This is a genomic window from Mucilaginibacter sp. SMC90 (assembly GCF_022811725.1).
GTDB lineage: Bacteria > Bacteroidota > Bacteroidia > Sphingobacteriales > Sphingobacteriaceae > Mucilaginibacter.
Genome location: NZ_CP094527.1, coordinates 2491305 through 2509767 on the forward strand (window position 1 = coordinate 2491305; position 18463 = coordinate 2509767).

Consider the following 18463-nt stretch of genomic DNA (forward strand, 5'->3'; position numbering starts at 1 on the left):
AAAAACATCCCTATGATCTTAGACGATACCTGGGTATCGGTAGAAGCCGTATCCGACGATGATATTCCGTTGCTGGTCCGTTACAGGCCTAATTTGTTGAACTTTTTTGAAAGCGGTGTATACCTGCAGCGCATGGACGTAACCTGGAGTTATGAAACGTTTGATCCATCGCTGCTGCCCCCGGCAGATGAAATGCTGTTGATGGAGCAGGTAGAAGATGCATTGGTGGACCTGCTTGAAGATGATCATCAAAGCATACTGGCCTTTGTATTCACCGGCGAAAATGAACGCTGGTGGGCCTGGTATACCACAGATATTGAGGAAGCAGGCGACAGGTTAAACGATGCCTTATCCGAATTTGATGAACTCCCCATAAACATAACCGTTATAGACGACCCGGAATGGGAAGAATATTTTGGCGTGATCGAGGATTTTGGAGAGGATGGAGAGTAGGCAAGGCGAGTAGCCCATCTTAAAAAAACTTTTACTTATATCAATGCATTTCACGACCAAACCTTACTTCCTCTTTTTTTTGCCTGCTATATGCATTTTTTTTAGTTGCAGGCAAAAACCACTTGCTTCGACTGAGCGCTTTGTTTCCCGGAAACCCCATAGTATGACTCCGCCTGCACCAACTGAAGATTCGGTGGCGTATTATCCTTCTGATTCTGTTTCGTATCCGGCAAGGGTCTTATCTGGATATGATTTGTTTCATGGCGGAGAAGTTGCTCTTGATTGGGGTAAATATCACTGGAAAGGTTTGTTTAAGTCGGCCGGCGGATATTATGTAGCAAGTACAAGCCTGGTAATTAAGAAGGCACACGACGATCTGTTTGATAATGAAGGACAGACTACGGGTGTAGAGATAACGAAATCGGTTAAGGACAGTACCTTATTGTTATTTTCCGGAATTACGGGTATAACTAACCGGCCGGTTGAACAGATTGATGTTAAAGTAACTGAGTTATTTCCAGGGCGATCTACCCGGTTCACAAACAATAATATTACTTACACTTTGTATGCCACGGGTAATCGCAAATACGACATTGTAGCCAAAGATTATGTGGTAACCAATTACAGGTTATTTATAAAAGCTGTAATTAATGGAAAGCTGTTTGATCAAATGCTTGCTTCTGCACCCAGTTTTGATGATGCCCAAACGCAAATACTTTTTGTTGGTGATATTGACGGTGATAAAGTGCCTGATTTGATCCTTGACACCACCCCCGAATATAATGTAAAACAGCCAACTTTATATTTGTCTAAACCGGCCACAAACGGAAATTTGCTAAAAGTTATGGGACTGCATATTGTAACCGGATGCTAAGTGCTTTTACTTTTTTGGCCGCTCCAGCTTTTGAAAAGGTATCTTCAGAATATTTACAAACCTGCCATTAACGCTTTTATCCATATGGGTATCAATGCCAAAACGGGTGTTTTCCTGTTCAAGTTCTCCAAAGGTGCCAAAAAGCCTGTCCCAAATGCTTAGTACATCGCCATAATTGCGGTCGGTGTGTGGTAATTGATAGTGATGGTGTACATGGTGAAGGTTAGGGGTTATAAAAACCAAACCAACAATTTTATTAACGCGCTGTGGCAGCCTGAATTCGGTATGGGCAAGGATATTAAACAATGATTGAAAAGTTTGCCTCAATACTAAAACACCGATTGCAGGGCCGCATATAAATACCCAAAGCATTAAGCAACAGGTGCGTACGCAGGTTTCTCCGGGATGTTCGCGTACTGTGGTTGAAACGTCAACATGAAGATCGCTGTGATGCACGAGGTGAAATTTCCAAAGCGGGTCTATCTTATGCATCACCACGTGATAAATGTATTCGCAAAGGTCAAGCAGCATGAAAAGGCTTATATAGTAAACCCATTTATTATGATGACCAGGTATGTAATTGATCAGTCCCCATTGATGAGCGTTAGTCCACTCCAGTATTATTAAAACAATGGTTGTAAGCAAAAGTTGAATAGGGAGGGCTGTAAAAATGAACAGGAGGTTGGTTTTGTTATGCTGCCAGCGTTTTTTTACCGAAATTATACCAGAAGCAAAACAAACTTCCGTTAGCCACAATGAGCATATGATTAAAGCATACAAAGCAACTTGCACAGCATCCTGATGCCTGTCAAGAAATTGGGTAATAGTCATTCTTAAATTAATAGGGGTAGTTATTTTTAAATTGAACTTAAAAATAACTGTGCCAAGATAGGGGTTTGGCCTTTTTTGCGCATGAATATTTGATGAAGTGTGTTAAATGACTGTTAATAAGGTGTTGTATAAATACGCGCCTGATAACCCAACATTTCTGGCCCCTTTTATTGAAATACCTAAAAAACGTATAAATTTATTTTATGAAAGTCCCCAAAATCACCGGTATAATTGACAGGCGTATATTAATAAATTTTGTTGTGGACGCGGATGTGGCAAAAAAAATTGTACCATCGCCTTTTACCCCCAAGCTTATTAATGGTAAGGCTATAGCAGGCATCTGTTTGATTAGGCTTAAAGAGGTGCGGCCTAAAGGCATACCGGCATTTTTAGGTATGAGGTCTGAAAATGGTGCCCATCGTATAGCTGTTGAATGGCTGGAGAATGGCGAATTAAAAGAAGGAGTGTACATTCCGCGCAGGGATACCTCATCATTATTTAATACCGTTGCAGGTGGCAGGTTTTTCCCCGGTAAGCATTACCTGGCTAAATTTGATACTAACGAAAATAACGGACAATATCATGTAGCCTTCACAAGCCCGGATGGAACGGCGATCAGTGTTGATGCCAAAGTTGTTGATAAACTCAATCCGGGTTCTATATTTGGAACGCTTGAAGTAGCGTCTGATTTTTTTAAAGCCGGGTCAACAGGTTATTCACCTAATGGTAACAAGTATGAAGGTTTGATACTGCATACTGACAACTGGAAAGTGCAGGCACTTGAGGTAAGTTCGGTTAAATCAAGCTTTTTTGAGGACGCAGCTTTATTTCCTGAGGGGGCTGTAAAGTTTGATAATGCTTTGCTCATGACAAACGTTCAGCACCACTGGTCATCGGGGTGTGATAAACCGATAGTAATTACTGTTTAATTGCTGCTTTTAAATATCTTCGCGCTTACGCAAAATGAAACTATCGGTTACAGAACAATCTACAGGCGGCGATCTGCTGCTGCTTATCAACGAAAAACATTTCGACAGGATGTTTTTTACCAGGGACCGTCAGCATAAATACCTCACCATAGCCTGGAATAAGGGCGAAAGACAAACAGTGACAATTGATGAGGTAGATTATGATTTCCTGCCCAACACCATTTTGCCATTAATGATTAACCAATCCTTTCGTTTTGAGCGGCCGGAAGATATTGTGGCCTGGCAGTTTAATCGTGATTTTTACTGCATTGTTGATCACGACGAAGAAGTAAGCTGTGTGGGTTTCCTGTTTTATGGCAGTGCAGATCAGGTATTTGTTACGCTTGATGAAGCCATGCAATTTAAAATGCAGCGTCTGCTTGATATTTTTATTGAAGAATTTGAAACTGCAGATAACATCCAGATAGATATGCTCAGGATGTTGTTGAAGCGGCTCATTATTATTGTGACACGCCTGGCTAAAGCTAACCAGTTACCCGGTTCGGCAATAGGCGATGAAAAATTTGGCACCATCCGTAAGTTTAACTTAATGGTTGAGAATAATTATCGCCAGCATCATTCGGTAGCTTATTATGCAGAGCAATTAAATAAATCACCCAAAACGTTATCCAACCTTTTTGCGTTATATAATCATAAACCGCCTTTACAGGTAATACAGGAGCGCCTTATCATTGAGGCTAAGCGGCTGTTGTATTATACCGATAAATCGGCCAAGGAAATTACCTATGATCTTGGCTTTGATGATGCTGCTTATTTCAGTAACTTTTTCAAAAAACATACCTCGTTTTCACCTACCGATTTCAGAAATAACAAAGTTTTAATAGCCGGAGGGAAATAATTACAAGTACTCGGGAAATTTGCCCATTCCGCAGGGCTGCTAAAGTTGCCACCTTTGTATTGTTAATTCAAAACAACAAAAATTAACATTATATAAAATGAAAACTTTCGCAATTCCAACAAGAGAACAAGTAACTCCAGAAAACCAGGCAATATTTGATACATTAACCAAAGTAGTAGGTCGCGTACCAAACCTTTTTGCAGTATTTGCTACTTCAGATCATGCATTGGCTAATTATATAACTCTTTCAAACGGCAAAACATCATTACGTGCTAAAGAAAAAGAAGCCGTAAATCTTATTGTAAGCCAGGTAAATGATTGTGCTTACTGTTCTGCCGCCCACACAGCCATTGCTAAAATGAATGGTTTCACTGATGACCAGATCGTTGAAATTCGTGGTGGTTCTGCCTCATTTGATGCAAAAATCGATGCTTTGGTTAAAGTAGCCAAGTCAATTACCGAAAATAAAGGCCACGCCGATCATCAGCTGATCGAAAACTTTTACGCTGCCGGTTATACACAGGCAAACCTGATTGACGTAGTTGTGGCTGTTGGCGATAAAACCATTACTAACTATGTATACGCTTTAACCCAGGTGCCGGTTGACTGGCCTGCTATTCCTGAACTGGTAAAATAATACCCCTGATTTATAATTATAGTTTACACTTTATGCCCGCTTTGCACTGCAAGGCGGGCATAAGTATTTATCTTTTAAATTAACGCACCATGAACTTTGCACGTTTCGCTTTCAGCGACGGAGTTAAAAAACTGCAGGAGAAATACGGAAGTCGCGCCGCTTATGCCCGTATGGAGAATCCTATGGCCGATAAAGATGGCATTACCGAATTTGAACAAATGTTTATCGAAAGCCGCGATAGCTTTTACATGGCCAGTATTGGTGAAAACGGTTATCCGTATATCCAGCATAGGGGAGGCCCTGCGGGTTTTATTAAGATGATAGACAGTCATACGCTTGGCGTAGTGGATTTTAGAGGTAATAAACAATACATTTCGGTAGGTAATGTATTGGCGCATCCGCAGGTATCGTTGTTTTTGATGGATTATCCTCATAAAACAAGGCTTAAGATTTACGCCGATGCCCGCATCGCAGAGCTTGCCGATAACCCCGAATTGTTTGACCTGATAGATCCGTCTGAATACAAACATACCGCCGAACGCATGCTTATTTTCGACGTAAAAGCATTCGACTGGAATTGCCCGCAGCATATCACCCCGCGATACACCGTTGATGAAATTAAAGAAGCCTTCGCCCCGCAAAACGACTATGTGCTTAAATTGGAGTATGAAGTTGCTAAGCTTAAAAAGCAATTGGAGGAAAAGTAAGCAGCTTTGATAAATAGGATTCAATAGTTTACCTTAGTGCAACCAACCGGGCGTAAACCAATGAGTAACAACCAACAAATAATCCCTATGCTTGCCTATGAAGACGGCATTGCGGCTATGAACTGGTTGTGCGATGTTTTTGGTTTTACTGAAAATATGCGTATGACCAATGATGCCGGTCGCCTTACTCATGGGGAGCTTAAAATGGGTGAGAGTTTGATAATGCTGGCCGAACCTTCGCCTCATTATCAGGGACCCGCACATCATGCTGAAAATTGTGATATTGCTGCTAAATGGAGCGCAGTGCCGTATATTATTAACGGAGTTTTAGTATATGTAGATGATGTAGCGATGCATTACAATATTGCGAAAAGTAAAGGTGCAGTTATATTAAGTGAACTTGAATATGGCTTCCCGGGCACCCGTTACCGCTCTGCCGATTTGGAGGGGCAACGTTGGATGTTCATGCAAATTGAGAAAGATTAAACAACCTTATGACAACACTATTACATTTTTTATTTACCGTAATTAAATCATACCTGCTCGCCTTAGTTTATGCGCCGATAATCTGGATTTTATGGGTGATGATCTTAAAAGCGCTGAAAAAGTATACCGGTTTTAAGTGGCGCAAAGTATTTCAGGTTTATGTAATAACTGGTTTACTATTAATTGTTTTTTCATTCACTTATTATGGGGATCACGGCCTTGGCGATGAGTCCCGTATTCCTTTGGGGCATGGCGAGGCAATAAAGCAGGGAGATGAATTTGCATATTTTACACCGAAAGGAACAAGTAAACAGGTTCATGTAAAAACTTTCGTTTTGAAGGGCGACAATCTTTGCATGTCTGTTGATTCGGGTTATAAAGTGTACAACTTAAAAACCAAAGGCGTTGTCAATTTCAGCGAAGGGCAAATGTATGATGCTTTCGCCTTTTCTTATGGCTTGCCTTTATCACTTCAGTTACAAAACTTCAGGTCGCAATATGATAAATATTGGAGCGGCTGGCGGTTTTGGTTACTTCCATAATAGGTTTTTAACAGAAAAATCATGTAATTGAACTTTATCTGCTGATTTTTTAATCAAAACTTTCGCTGTTTGTTATCGTACACGATTTTTATAGATATTTTTGCGCATTGTAGGCAAATGGCTCAATAATGATGTCCATCTCTTGCACGGCAGGCCTAAACTGTAATAATTACAGTTGTACTTTATTACTTTATTTATAAATTTATAAATGCAATACACTAAGGGGCTTGGCCTGTTATAAACCAAACTATAAAATTTGTTAATGGAAGTTACGACTAAAGGGGTAAAGGGCAGTCAGTTAAAAAATATGATCATCAAACGGCTTTATTTTAATAAGGCCATGTCATGTGCCGGACTGAGTGAGTTGTTTGATAAAAGTATCCCTTCAATAGCCAAGGCTATAAATGAGCTAATGCATGAGGGCTTTGTGGTTGAGCAAGGTTATGCCCCTTCAAGCGGTGGTCGCAGGCCATTGATGTATTCTGTTAAGGCAAATGCAATGCACATACTGGCCATTGCACTTGATCAGTTAACGGCAAGGATCCAGATGTTTGACCTCATGAACAACGCCGTAGCTGATATGCTTACCTTTGAGCTTAAACTGCTCAATAACCCCGAAGCTTTACCTAAACTGGTTGAAGAGATCAACAGGTACATTGCACATAGTGGTATCTCTAACGACAGAATTGCAGGCATTGGTATTGGTATGCCCGGATTTATAAATATTACAGAAGGTATTAACTACACCTATCTTGACGCCGGAGGACAAAGTTTAACGGCTTATCTTACATCAAAAACGGGTATAGCCACTTATATCGATAACGATTCGAGCCTTATAGCACTTGCAGAGCAAAAGTTTGGTATAGCCAAAGCTCAACAGGAAGTTATGGTAATAAACCTGGGCTGGGGTATTGGCCTGGGGATGATCGTAAACGGCAAGCTTTTCCGCGGTCACAACGGTTTTGCGGGCGAGTTGAGCCATATCCCGCTGTCAGAAGATGGTTCCCTTTGCGAATGCGGCAAGCGGGGCTGCCTTGAGGCCGAAGCATCAATGCTGGTAGTAGCCCGCAAAGCTATTGAAGGCATAAAAAAAGGCCGCGTAACCAGTTTAAAATACAATGAGGATGATCATTCCAAATTAATGGGTGATGCCCTGATCGAAGCCGCTAATAACGGCGATCAGTTTGCTATTGAACTGCTTTCAGACGCTGGTTATAAAATAGGGAAGGCGCTTGCAATCCTTATCCATATCATGAACCCGGCAATCATTGTTTTAAGCGGTCGCGGTGCCAAAGTTGCCAAAATATTAACCGCGCCCATGCAGCAGGCGTTACATAAATATTGTATCCCGCGTTTGGCTGCCGGTACAGAACTGCTGGTATCCGAATTAGGCTTCGACGCTGAATTAATTGGCGCGGCTGTACTGGTAATGGAAAACTTTGACAGGGTAGTGAAGACTAAAGCCGTTAAAGCGGCCAAGAGCGCGGCCGCGTAAGAGTAAAAATATTTAACGCGCGTCATTGCGAGTAACCATCAGGGGAATCCTGAAAAAAATCGCGATGACGTGCAAAAAATCATATTTGATAATCAGTCATTTACGATCACGTCATTATAAGGTACGAAGCAATCGCATGTTGTTTATTGGGTTTTACCCAAATACCCTCCCTGAATAATCCATCGCTTCCTTAAATTTATCCATATTAAGCCCCGAGGGCTCGTTTTGTGTGTTGAGGTAATCTATCAGGTTTTCGGTAGCTATATTGCCCGTAAGGTCATCTTTGGCCATTGGGCAGCCGCCATAGCCTTTTAACGCTGTATCAAAACGTTTGCATCCACTTTGGTAAGCAGCAGCTATTTTGGGCTGCCAGGTATCAGGGGTTGAATGCAGGTGGATGCCAAACTCGGTATCGGGAAATAAACGACAAAGATTTGGGTAAATGCTGCCGATCTGAGCTGCATCTGCAATGCCAATGGTATCGGCAAGCGCGATATACTTTACTCCTTCGTTAATCATTTTTTCTGCCCAGTGCTCAATGATGCCGGTGTTCCATTCATCGCCGTAAGGATTACCAAAACCCATAGAAAGGTAAACCAACAGGCTTTTGCCATTCTTATTACACAGTTCATTTATCCGCTGTACCGTTTCAAAGGCCTGTTCAATGGTTGAGTTTGTATTTCGAAGCTGAAAAGTTTCAGATATGGAAAACGGATACCCCAAATAGGAGATCTCATGATGTTTTACCGCATCTTCGGCACCCCTGTAGTTGGCAATAATAGCCAGTAGTTTTGATCTTGTATTGCTCAGATCAAGCTTGGTTAGCACTTCAGCAGTATCCTGCAACTGGGGGATGGCTTTCGGCGATACAAAGCTGCCGAAATCTATCGTATCAAATCCAACCTGTAAAAGCAGGTTGATATATGCCGCCTTAATATCGGTGGGAATAAAATCATGAATGCCCTGCATGGCATCGCGGGGGCATTCGGTTATTTTGATTGCCATTATTTTGAATACTAAATATAGTTGATCCAAAGGCTAAATAAACGCCGTCATTGCGAGGAACGAAGCAATCCCCAATTGGCAAAGAAGCCATGTATGTGCCTCTGTATAGTTCGGGATTGCTTCGTTCCTCGCAATGACGCTTTTTTACTATGGATTTAAATGGTTTTGAATCTAAAGTAAAAAAAATATGGTTGTATTCTGATGTTTCTAACGTAGAACTTCAATCTCAATCAACCGTATTAGGCAAATGCTCGTCTTCGGTTAAACCTTCACGTTCAAATTTGCGGATTATAAGCCTTGTGCCGCCATTATAGGTTATATAGCTCGATACCCAGTTAATAAACACGATGACCTTGTTACGGCCTCCTAACAGCGATATCAGGTGCACAAACATCCATACCAGCCACGCAAAAAATCCCTGAAACTTCACTTTGCCTAAATCGGCCACCGCTTTATTACGGCCAATGGTTGCCAATGAGCCCTTATCATTGTATTTAAATGGTGAGGTTTGTTCTCCATTAATAATATGGATGATGTTTTTGGCTACATGCTGGCCCATTTGTATGGCTACCTGGGCTACTCCGGGATGGCCTTTCGGTGTTTCATCGGTAATCATGGCTGCAACGTCGCCAATGGCAAATATGTTATTGAAACCTGCCACCCTGCCAACGCTATCCACTTTTATCCGGTTTCCACGTTCAATTACATCTTTATCAAAGCCTTCGGGTACCACACCCATTACCCCGGCACTCCAGATCACATTTTTAGTACGGATGCTTTTGCCGCCTTCAAATTTAATTTCTTCTCCGTCATAGCTTTCAACCTTTACACCGGTTAGCACTTCAACCCCCATGTTGGTGAGGAAGGTGCGTGCCGCGTTTGATGCCTGGTCAGAGAATGGTCCCAGTACTTTCGGCAAAAAGTCTACCAGGTAAACCTTCATGTCTTCTTTTTTAAGCTCGGGGTAATCTTTGGTTAAAACATGATTACGTAGCTCGGCCAGTGAGCCGGCAAGCTCAACACCGGTTGGCCCGGCACCCACCAGTACAAAAGTAAGGTAGGGGTCACGCTCGGCCTTGCCAACTTTAAGCAGGGCTTCCTCAATATTCTGCAAAATAGAATACCGGAGGTTCAGCGCCTCAGGTATCGATTTCATTGGCATGGAATAATGTTCAATATCCTTGTTGCCAAAAAAGTTGGTGGTTGAACCTGTTGCTATCACCAGGTAATCATAGGCTATATTGCCTATGGTAGTTTCAAGTATATTGCTGTCGGCATCAACCCTGGTTACTTCGGCTATCCTGAAGCGGAAGTTTTTTTGACTTGCAAAATTCTTGCGAAGGGAAAAAGCGATTGACTCCGATTCAAGACTGCCCATCGCAACCTGGTATAAAAGGGGTTGAAATGTATGGTAGTTGTGTTTATCAAGCATCAAAACATCTACTGGCTTATCCTTTAGCTGTTTTGCTACCTGCAGGCCGCCGAAGCCGCCGCCTACGATCACTACAAGAGGAAATTTTGAATTATTTGATGTGTTCATTTGTGCAGGTTATCTGTTTAAAAACTTTTTAAAGGCCAGGTGTGCGTTTTGGGAGCGTAGCGCAATCTCCGTGCCGTCGATTATTTTTTGTATGATTATACGGTGCAAGTATACCTCATTGTACGCGATATGCAACACCATCTGTCGGTGATATTATAGGTTTTTACGAGTATTATGGCGGCACCTGTCAACAAAAAAGGCCCCAAATTACTTTGGAGCCTTTTAATAATTTTATTCTTTTATATTATTTGAGGTCTTTCTTTCCAAAGTCAACGATCACAGGTGTTGCCACACAGATCGACGAGTATGTACCGAAAAGTACACCAATTAATAACGCGAATGAGAAGCCTTTGATAACGTCACCACCAAAGATGAACAACACTAACAATACGAATACCACGGTTAATGCTGTGATAATGGTACGGCTCAACGTGCTGTTGATAGCTTTGTTAATAACATCTTCAGGTTTTTCGTCCTTGGTAGAGTGCTCAAGGAACTCGCGGATCCTGTCAAATACTACCACGGTATCGTTAATTGAATAACCAATAACCGTTAATATCGCTGCGATAAACGCCTGGTCAATATCCAGTGAGAACGGAAGGAAACCATTGAATAATGAGAAGAACGATAGTACCAATAAAGCATCGTGAGCAGTTGCGATCATCGCACCTAAGCTGAACTGCCATTTGCGGAAACGGATCAGGATATAAGCCGAGATCACAAATATGGCAAACAATACGGTATAGATAGCTGATGTTTTTAACTCGTCGGCAATAGTAGCACTTACTTTTGAACCACCTAAAATGTTACTGTCGGTAATTTTAGTTTCGGGTTTGCTGGCCAGTTTGCTAACAAGGGTAGCCCTTACTTTAACGTCAGCAGCCGTTGAGTTATCGTTGAACAGGTAGTTGGTAGTGATACTGAACTTATCGGTACCCATGGTTTTAACTTCGGTACTGCGGCCTAATGTAGCGTCGATAGCGTCGTGGATCTGCTCGGTAGTAACTGTTTTGTTAGGGAAGCTAACAATGTAGTTACGGCCGCCCTCAAAGTCAACACCATAAGTAAAGCCACGGGTGAAGATAGAAACCAAACCGGCTGCGATAAATATACCTGAGAAAATATAGAACTTACCACGATTTTTTACGAATGCGAAGTTTGCATTTTTAAAGGTATGTGAACTCCATGGGTTTGAGAATTTGATGTCCATGCCTTTATCAAGCATCCACTCAAATATAACCCTTGAGATCAATAATGAACAGAACAATGAAGTTGCGATACCGATCATCAATGTAGTTGCAAAACCCTGGATAGGACCTGAACCGAATACAAACAGGATCAAACCGGTAAGGAAAGTACTGATCTGTGAGTCGAGGATTGAAGGTAAAGCGTGTTTGAAACCGTCAGAAACAGCAACCCTTAATGATTTGCCTAAACCAAGCTCTTCACGTACACGTTCGTAAACCAATACGTTAGCATCTACCGCTATACCTAAGGTTAATACGATACCTGCAACACCTGGTACAGTTAATACCGCGCCTAAGCTGGTTAAAACGCCCATCAGGAAGAAGATGTTGATGATCACCGCAACTACCGCTACAGTACCCGCACGGTTGTAGTAAGCGATCATGAAGATCAATACCACTACTAAACCTAAGATACTTGAAGTGATACCCGCAGAGATAGCCTCCTGACCTAATGACGGACCTACAATTGACTCAGATACGATGTGGGCAGGAGCCGGTAAACGGCCTGCTTTTAATACGTTGGCTAAGTCATGAGTGTCATCAATGGTAAAGTTACCAGAGATTGATGATACGCCACCAGAGATTTCATTCTGAACGGTAGGGGCAGAGTATACGTTATCGTCCAAAACAATGGCGATAGCTTTTTTGTTGGTGCCTGATGATGCTTCGGCAGTAACAGCACGCCATTTTTGAGCACCTTCCGAGTTCATGATCATCACAACCTCCGGGCTGCCTTTCTGATCGTTATCAGCACGGGCGTCGTTAATTACAGAGCCTGACAGTACCGGGCCGTTTTCGGCACCAGTAAGTTTGATGGCATATAATGCAAAAGTTTTAGTGTTTTTAATAGGTTTTACTTCCCACAAAAATTTGATATTGCGTGGAATAACCGCTAAAACATCGGCACTGTGCAGGTATGAGTTAACTTTTGCAGTATCTTGTAATGGAGCGTAACCAACAACCGGGCCCTGGCCTAATTGCTGCTGACCGTTTGCACCCTGGCCAACGTTTAATGACATCACTGCAAACAGCGGGTGCTGAGCAGCTAATTTTGTTTTGCTTAATGAAGCAGCTGAAGTATCGTTTTTAGCAGCGTTCTTTTGAACTTTGCTTAACAGTGAACCACCTTTGGTGGTATCGGCTTTTGCAGCAGCAATGTTAGCAGCAGTATCGGCTTTTGCTGATTTACCTGTATCGGCTTTAGCTGTTTTGCTTTTTGCGGCAAGCAGGTTGTCAACGTTGATCAGGTATTGGTAAGCCTCTGCGTTATCAAAAGTTTCGTAAAACTCCAATTTAGCAGTACCTGAAAGTAATTTACGAACACGCTCCGGTTCTTTAACGCCAGGCAGCTCAACCAAAATCCTGTTTGAACCTTGTTGTAACTGGATGTTAGGCTGGGTTACACCAAACTGGTTAATACGGGTGTTCAATACGGTGAATGATTGTTTTACCGCTGTTGAAGCCAGGTCCTCAAGATAAGTTTTAACCTCACTGTTTGAAGCGTTAAACTTCAGGTGGTCCTGGTTATCTTTTGTTGAAAAGATAGAAGCAAGCTTACCGTTAGGGTTTAGCTTTTCGTATTCGCTTACAAATAATGCAACGTAATCCTTTTGACTGGTTTGCGCGTTAGCCTGTAATTTATTGGCATTTGCCAAAGCCTGATTAAAAGTAGCATCCGGATTGTCGTTTGCTATTTTACGTATTACTTCATCAAGCTGGATCTGCATGGTAACGTTCATACCACCTTTAAGATCGAGACCCAATGCAATTTCCCTTTGCTTTACGTAAGCGTAATCATGTTTAAATAGCGGATAAACCGGTTGGTTGGAAATTGAATCCAAATAAGTTCTTTCTTTGGTAGAGTCTCCCTTTGAATATACTTTGGCATCACTCTCAACTTTATGGGCCACCCACGTAAATGATAGCTGGTATAAGCACACCACTGCCAGTAGTATGGCGAAAAATTTAATAACCCCTTTGCCTTGCATTGAATTTGTAATATGTAATAAATTAGTTTATAAGCTTTTTTTAATAAGGGAGCAAATCTAATAAAATTTCGTAAGCACAAAATTTTAAATTAAAACAAAATCATGACAAAAAATGTTAGCGACGTTCAAGTGTGATAAATGAATATTTATACTTGTTTTTTTCGTCGGGCTCAAAATCTTCACGATCTTTTTCCTGCCACTCATCAGAATTTAACTCGGGGAAGAATGTGTCCCCTTCAAAATCCTGGTCAATTATGGTGAGATAGATGCGGTTTGTAAGCGGAATAGATTGGCGGTAAATCTCGGCACCGCCAACAATAAAAACTTCGTCCTCAGTTTTGCAAAGCTCAATAGCGGCTTCAACAGAAGGTACCACCTCACAACCTTCAATACTGATGGCTTGCCGGGTAATGACGATGTTGCGGCGTTTAGGCAACGGCTTGCCAACCGAATCAAAAGTTTTGCGCCCCATGATCACGGTATGCCCGGTAGTAACATCCTTAAAATGTTTCAGATCATTAGGCAGGTACCAGAGTAATTTATTGTCTTTACCAATAGCGTGGTTTTTAGCTATGGCTACGATTATAGATAATATCATTAGTTCATTTGTTCAAGGTTCATTGGTACAGAGCATATGAACCTTTATTTTTCAATACGTCATTGCGAGGTACGAAGCAATCCCCTATTAACAGAGCCACTCTGTATAGTTTGGGATTGCTTCGTACCTCGCAATGACGGGTAGTTTTTTAATTCTGTAAGGATAACAAAATTCTGTTAAAATCTTAAACTCAATCTACACCTTACACCAATGAACGAATGAACCAGTGAACAAATGACTACACAGCCACTTCGGCCTTAATATGCGGCCACGGATCATAGTTCTCCAAAGTGAAATCTTCAAACTTAAATGAGAAGATATCTTTAACCTCCGGGTTGATCTTCATGGTTGGCAGTGGGCGCGGATCGCGGCTTAGTTGCAGGCGGGCCTGGTCCATGTGATTGTTGTAAAGGTGAGCGTCGCCGAAGGTGTGCACAAAGTCGCCAAGGTCAAGGTCACATACCTGTGCCATCATCATGGTGAGCAATGCATACGAAGCTATATTGAATGGAACGCCAAGGAAAATATCTGCGCTTCGTTGATATAGCTGGCATGATAACTTTCCTTTTGTTTCGCCTTTGGAGATATCCGGTGGAGCCACATAAAACTGGAACAAACTATGGCATGGCGGCAGGGCCATCTGGTTAACCTCGGCAACGTTCCATGCCGATACAATAATGCGGCGCGAATCAGGATTGTTTTTAAGCTGGTTCACTACCTGCTGGATCTGGTCGATATGACCGCCATCAGGTGTTGGCCATGAGCGCCACTGTTTGCCGTACACCGGGCCAAGGTCGCCGTTTTCGTCGGCCCATTCGTCCCAGATCCGCACGCCGTTTTCTTTCAGGTAACGGATATTACTGTCGCCGCTCAAAAACCAGATGAGCTCGTGAATAATTGATTTGAGGTGGAGCTTTTTGGTGGTCACCATCGGGAAACCATCCTTAAGGTTGAAACGCATCTGGTAGCCAAACACACTTACCGTACCGGTGCCGGTTCTGTCATGCTTCTGCGCGCCGGTTTCCATCACATGTCTCATCAGGTCGAGATACTGTTTCATTTTATTTTATTTAGTTCATTTGTTCAATTGTTCATTAGTTCATTGGTGCTTGTTTGTGGGTTAATAGACGAGTAAATCTGACCGACGTAGTTTTAATACGAGCGATACCAATGAACCAGTGAACTAATGAACCAGTGAACGACCAAACCAATGAACTAATGAACATTTTCAGAGGGCAAAGAAAAATAATCTACCTTTGGTTTCCTACTGATGTTAGCAAATACATCACGTGTTAATTACTTTGTATGATTTTATTTCCGAATGCAAAAATAAACATCGGCCTTAATATTACCGAACGCCGGCCGGATGGTTATCATAATCTCGAAACCATTTTTTATCCTATCGACATTAAAGACGCTCTTGAAGTAGTGAAGAGCGACAAGCTCAGCTTCACCTCAACAGGTCTGGACATTCCCGGTCTGTTAGAGGATAATCTTTGCGTTAAAGGGTATCATATGCTTAAGCAGGATCATGACCTGCCGCCGGTGAGTATTCACTTGCATAAGCATATCCCGATAGGTGCAGGGTTGGGTGGCGGTTCATCTGATGCGGCGTTTTTTATCAGGCTAATGAATGATGAATTTAAACTCGGATTATCCATTGACGAGATGACTGATTATGCGCGTCGCCTTGGTGCCGACTGCGCTTTTTTTATCGAGAATAAACCTGTGTTTGCTTTTGAACGGGGCGACGAATTTGAGAGTATCAAACTCGACCTGTCAGGTTACAAAATAGCATTGGTGATGCCGCCCATTCATGTGTCTACCGGCGAGGCTTTCCGTGGTATAAAACCAACTCCTGTGAAAGACTCTCTGTTTGATCTGATCAACGAGCCAATAGCCGACTGGAAGAAGTTAATTAAAAATGATTTTGAGCAAACCGTGTTTAAAAATCATGTGGAGATCCGTGGCGTAAAAGCTGCCCTTTATGAGGCCGGTGCCATCTACTCCAGCATGAGCGGAAGCGGCGCATCCGTGTTCGGGATTTTTGCTGATACTCCCGACCTGAAATTTCTGGAAGCAGAGAACGAAGTGTTCTATTTATGATATCGGATTTCGGATGTTCGATTTCGGAGTTGCTCAGCTGGTGGCTTTAAAATTTCGACAAATGCATCAATATTAAAGCGTCATTGCGAGGCACGAAGCAATCCCAAACTGTACAGAGAAACTTGCATAGCTGCTCTGCTAACAGGGGATTGCTTCGTGCCTCGCAATGACGCTTTTTTACTTTTGAACAAATCCGAAATCGAACATCCGAATTCCGAAATCAGAGCCCTGCATCTTCACTTACGCCGCGTCCTATTCCTTCTACCCAATCGCTCTCGCCCCAGCCCCTGGCTACGGCTGTTAATAAGCGCCCGTGTACGGCGTTTGCAATGGGCATGGGCATCTCGCTTGTCTGCGATAATTTGAATGCCAGGCGCGCATCCTTGTACCCTAATTTTGCTTTGAAGCCTACCGGTTGATATTGTTTGCCGGCAAGGGCTTTACCATAGTTCTGAAAGATGGGGGCGTTGAAAAGCGTCGAGCTGAAAAAGTCGGAAACCAGCGTTCTGCTCAGTCCGTTTTTTTCGGCAAGGGTGAATGCCTCAGCCATCATTTCCATTGATGCCATGATCATAAAATTACCGGCAATTTTAACCACGTTTGCTCCTCCGGCCGTAGGGCCAAAATCTACTACTTGCTGGCCCAGTAAATCAAGGATGGGGCGGGCATCAGCTTTGGTTTGTTCATCGCCCGAAATGCAGATCCACAGCTTACGTGCCGCTGCCGCTTCAGGGCGTCCGAATACGGGAGAGGCAAGGTAACGGCTGCCCGCCTGTTCATGTAATTTGGCAAGTTCTACAGATGTTTCGGGCGAAATTGTGCTCATAGATATGTGCACAGCATTTGGCTGTAGCGTTTTTAAAATTCCGCCGTCGCCTACAGTCGATTCTCGCAGCACTTCATCGTCCGACACCATTGTGATCAAAAATGGCACATCGGCCGCTGCTTCAGCCGGGCTCAGGCACTTGGTTACGTTGTCGGTGCCAAGCTCGTCTATTTTTGAAAGTGTGCGGTTGTAAACCTGCAGGTGGTACCCCGAATCGATAAGGTTTCTGGCTATACTGGTACCCATGTTACCAAGGCCTATAAATCCAATTTTTGTTTTCATATGTTAGCTGATGTATTCTCTGTCTTCGTCACTTAGTGTATTGGTGTCATCTTTTTTGTGGATGGCGTCATGATAGCCTTCAATATCAAATTTTTGTTTTTTGGGCCAGGCCACAATCAGGCCCAGGATAAAACCGGTTACCGCAACCACCAGCATCATCATTAGTTTGGATACCCTGAAAGTGGCGAACAAAAATTTGAAGTAAACCTCATCGGTATTTTGCATCAGGACGATGGTAAGCAAAACAGCGATGACTACAATGACTATTGTTTTAATGCTCATGATGGATGTTGATTATAGAGTTAATACAATATCCGCTTTTTAAATGTTTAATAAAAATTGATCTCGGTTAAATCATTGTCATAAGATTGGGAAGGTTGAGTGGAGGTGAGGTTGGCGTACGTGCATTCAAATCTTCATCGCAGGATCAGATGTTACAGGTTTCAGCGTTCAACCTGATGTTTTGTTTTTGACCCGCTGAAAACTCCTTTGTTAAAAAATGGAGCGATCTTAAACATGATGAAAATTTCCAGGTGTTTTTCATCTGCAAAAACTGGGACTATCAGCGCCCTTTAAATTCAACACAACAGTAAATTCTCCTCTCAAATTTTCCTTCTCCAAATTGTATGAGAGTGCTGAAAATTTATCGCGAAAATGTTTTTTGTATACAAGCGGGAGAGATGCTGCGATTTTTTTCGATTCCTGAATATTTACTTCACTACACTTTGTAAAAATGAATCCGGCCCTGTTGCTTTTAGGAGCTTTACGTTAAATAAATATATTCAATTATTTGATTATTAATTTTATATGACACTTTTAAAAAGCTAAAATTAAAAATGCTATTATTTTTAGCTTTTTATGATTTTACTTGCGTTGGTTTTGTTAAATTAAATATTCAATTAAATAATATAAATATCTGATTTTTAATTTTATATTTTTATTATATAAATTAATTATTAAAATTTTATTAGCGATTGAAATGAATTAAGATGTAATTCTTAGGGTTTTGGGATAGGAGT

At 42.0% G+C, this 18463-nt stretch carries 18 protein-coding genes; 10 read left to right on the plus strand and 8 right to left on the minus strand.

The window, feature by feature from the left end:
- Positions 1-12: 12 nt before the first annotated feature.
- A complete protein-coding gene (locus MTO98_RS10730; protein WP_243486650.1) occupies positions 13-453 on the plus strand; it encodes a DUF695 domain-containing protein in 441 nt (146 codons plus the stop codon).
- Between the two features lie 163 nt (positions 454-616).
- Complete coding sequence (locus MTO98_RS10735) at positions 617-1327, plus strand: hypothetical protein (protein WP_243486651.1); 711 nt, start codon at positions 617-619, stop codon at positions 1325-1327.
- A gap of 6 nt (positions 1328-1333) precedes the next feature.
- Here MTO98_RS10735 and MTO98_RS10740 read toward each other — a convergent pair whose 3' ends face one another.
- Complete coding sequence (locus tag MTO98_RS10740) at positions 1334-2158, minus strand: sterol desaturase family protein (protein ID WP_243486652.1); 825 nt, start codon at positions 2156-2158, stop codon at positions 1334-1336.
- Positions 2159-2361: 203 nt separating this feature from the next.
- Here MTO98_RS10740 and MTO98_RS10745 point away from each other — a divergent pair, with 203 nt between their 5' ends.
- From MTO98_RS10745 to MTO98_RS10775, 7 genes are all read left to right on the plus strand, one after another.
- Complete coding sequence (locus MTO98_RS10745) at positions 2362-3087, plus strand: DUF2071 domain-containing protein (RefSeq protein ID WP_243486653.1); 726 nt, start codon at positions 2362-2364, stop codon at positions 3085-3087.
- Positions 3088-3121: 34 nt separating this feature from the next.
- The gene (locus tag MTO98_RS10750) at positions 3122-3985 is read left to right on the plus strand and encodes an AraC family transcriptional regulator (RefSeq protein WP_243486654.1); all 864 of its coding nucleotides are present in this window, start codon (positions 3122-3124) and stop codon (positions 3983-3985) included.
- A gap of 97 nt (positions 3986-4082) precedes the next feature.
- A complete protein-coding gene (locus MTO98_RS10755) occupies positions 4083-4622 on the plus strand; it encodes a carboxymuconolactone decarboxylase family protein (protein WP_243486655.1) in 540 nt (179 codons plus the stop codon).
- Positions 4623-4711: 89 nt separating this feature from the next.
- On the plus strand, positions 4712-5329 hold the full coding sequence (locus MTO98_RS10760; RefSeq protein WP_243486656.1) for a pyridoxamine 5'-phosphate oxidase family protein: 618 nt from the start codon (positions 4712-4714) through the stop codon (positions 5327-5329).
- Positions 5330-5389: 60 nt separating this feature from the next.
- Positions 5390-5815 carry a glyoxalase/bleomycin resistance/extradiol dioxygenase family protein gene (locus MTO98_RS10765; protein WP_243486657.1) on the plus strand — a complete coding sequence of 142 codons (426 nt, stop codon included), beginning with the start codon at positions 5390-5392 and terminating at the stop codon, positions 5813-5815.
- 8 nt (positions 5816-5823) lie between these two features.
- Positions 5824-6357, plus strand: coding sequence for a hypothetical protein (locus MTO98_RS10770; RefSeq protein ID WP_243486658.1), 534 nt, complete (start codon positions 5824-5826; stop codon positions 6355-6357).
- A gap of 262 nt (positions 6358-6619) precedes the next feature.
- Complete coding sequence (locus MTO98_RS10775) at positions 6620-7852, plus strand: ROK family protein (protein ID WP_243486659.1); 1233 nt, start codon at positions 6620-6622, stop codon at positions 7850-7852.
- A gap of 153 nt (positions 7853-8005) precedes the next feature.
- On the opposite strand, the gene MTO98_RS10780 is transcribed toward MTO98_RS10775, so the two are convergent.
- The 5 genes from MTO98_RS10780 to MTO98_RS10800 form a co-directional block, all read right to left on the minus strand.
- Positions 8006-8857 (minus strand): hydroxymethylglutaryl-CoA lyase, encoded by an 852-nt coding sequence (locus MTO98_RS10780; RefSeq protein WP_243486660.1) that lies wholly within the window; start codon positions 8855-8857, stop codon positions 8006-8008.
- 226 nt (positions 8858-9083) lie between these two features.
- Entirely contained in the window at positions 9084-10397 is a 1314-nt protein-coding gene (locus MTO98_RS10785; RefSeq protein ID WP_243486661.1) for an NAD(P)/FAD-dependent oxidoreductase, read from the minus strand.
- 244 nt (positions 10398-10641) lie between these two features.
- A complete protein-coding gene (gene secDF, locus MTO98_RS10790; protein ID WP_243486662.1) occupies positions 10642-13632 on the minus strand; it encodes a protein translocase subunit SecDF in 2991 nt (996 codons plus the stop codon).
- Positions 13633-13747: 115 nt separating this feature from the next.
- Entirely contained in the window at positions 13748-14230 is a 483-nt protein-coding gene (locus tag MTO98_RS10795) for a dihydrofolate reductase (RefSeq protein WP_243486663.1), read from the minus strand.
- A 238-nt stretch (positions 14231-14468) separates the two neighbouring features.
- Complete coding sequence (locus MTO98_RS10800; protein WP_243486664.1) at positions 14469-15290, minus strand: thymidylate synthase; 822 nt, start codon at positions 15288-15290, stop codon at positions 14469-14471.
- 245 nt (positions 15291-15535) lie between these two features.
- Here MTO98_RS10800 and ispE point away from each other — a divergent pair, with 245 nt between their 5' ends.
- Positions 15536-16336 carry a 4-(cytidine 5'-diphospho)-2-C-methyl-D-erythritol kinase gene (ispE, locus tag MTO98_RS10805; RefSeq protein WP_243486665.1) on the plus strand — a complete coding sequence of 267 codons (801 nt, stop codon included), beginning with the start codon at positions 15536-15538 and terminating at the stop codon, positions 16334-16336.
- A gap of 220 nt (positions 16337-16556) precedes the next feature.
- On the opposite strand, the gene MTO98_RS10810 is transcribed toward ispE, so the two are convergent.
- Positions 16557-17444: an NAD(P)-dependent oxidoreductase gene (locus MTO98_RS10810; RefSeq protein WP_243486666.1), complete on the minus strand. Its 888-nt coding sequence runs from the start codon at positions 17442-17444 to the stop codon at positions 16557-16559.
- 3 nt (positions 17445-17447) lie between these two features.
- The gene (locus MTO98_RS10815; RefSeq protein ID WP_243486667.1) at positions 17448-17726 is read right to left on the minus strand and encodes a LapA family protein; all 279 of its coding nucleotides are present in this window, start codon (positions 17724-17726) and stop codon (positions 17448-17450) included.
- Positions 17727-18463: the final 737 nt, after the last annotated feature.

Excerpts from the sequence above, each read along its gene's own strand:
- MTO98_RS10775 (WP_243486659.1), top strand. The coding sequence starts at position 6,620 with ATGGAAGTTACGACTAAAGGGGTAAAGGGCAGTCAGTTAAAAAATATG.
- MTO98_RS10745 (WP_243486653.1), top strand. The coding sequence starts at position 2,362 with ATGAAAGTCCCCAAAATCACCGGTATAATTGACAGGCGTATATTAATA.
- secDF (WP_243486662.1), bottom strand. The coding sequence starts at position 13,632 with ATGCAAGGCAAAGGGGTTATTAAATTTTTCGCCATACTACTGGCAGTG.
- MTO98_RS10795 (WP_243486663.1), bottom strand. The coding sequence starts at position 14,230 with ATGATATTATCTATAATCGTAGCCATAGCTAAAAACCACGCTATTGGT.
- MTO98_RS10800 (WP_243486664.1), bottom strand. The coding sequence starts at position 15,290 with ATGAAACAGTATCTCGACCTGATGAGACATGTGATGGAAACCGGCGCG.
- MTO98_RS10815 (WP_243486667.1), bottom strand. The coding sequence starts at position 17,726 with ATGAGCATTAAAACAATAGTCATTGTAGTCATCGCTGTTTTGCTTACC.
- MTO98_RS10740 (WP_243486652.1), bottom strand. The coding sequence starts at position 2,158 with ATGACTATTACCCAATTTCTTGACAGGCATCAGGATGCTGTGCAAGTT.
- ispE (WP_243486665.1), top strand. The coding sequence starts at position 15,536 with ATGATTTTATTTCCGAATGCAAAAATAAACATCGGCCTTAATATTACC.
- MTO98_RS10730 (WP_243486650.1), top strand. The coding sequence starts at position 13 with ATGATCTTAGACGATACCTGGGTATCGGTAGAAGCCGTATCCGACGAT.
- MTO98_RS10760 (WP_243486656.1), top strand. The coding sequence starts at position 4,712 with ATGAACTTTGCACGTTTCGCTTTCAGCGACGGAGTTAAAAAACTGCAG.
- MTO98_RS10785 (WP_243486661.1), bottom strand. The coding sequence starts at position 10,397 with ATGAACACATCAAATAATTCAAAATTTCCTCTTGTAGTGATCGTAGGC.
- MTO98_RS10810 (WP_243486666.1), bottom strand. The coding sequence starts at position 17,444 with ATGAAAACAAAAATTGGATTTATAGGCCTTGGTAACATGGGTACCAGT.
- MTO98_RS10770 (WP_243486658.1), top strand. The coding sequence starts at position 5,824 with ATGACAACACTATTACATTTTTTATTTACCGTAATTAAATCATACCTG.
- MTO98_RS10755 (WP_243486655.1), top strand. The coding sequence starts at position 4,083 with ATGAAAACTTTCGCAATTCCAACAAGAGAACAAGTAACTCCAGAAAAC.
- MTO98_RS10780 (WP_243486660.1), bottom strand. The coding sequence starts at position 8,857 with ATGGCAATCAAAATAACCGAATGCCCCCGCGATGCCATGCAGGGCATT.
- MTO98_RS10765 (WP_243486657.1), top strand. The coding sequence starts at position 5,390 with ATGAGTAACAACCAACAAATAATCCCTATGCTTGCCTATGAAGACGGC.
- MTO98_RS10735 (WP_243486651.1), top strand. The coding sequence starts at position 617 with ATGACTCCGCCTGCACCAACTGAAGATTCGGTGGCGTATTATCCTTCT.
- MTO98_RS10750 (WP_243486654.1), top strand. The coding sequence starts at position 3,122 with ATGAAACTATCGGTTACAGAACAATCTACAGGCGGCGATCTGCTGCTG.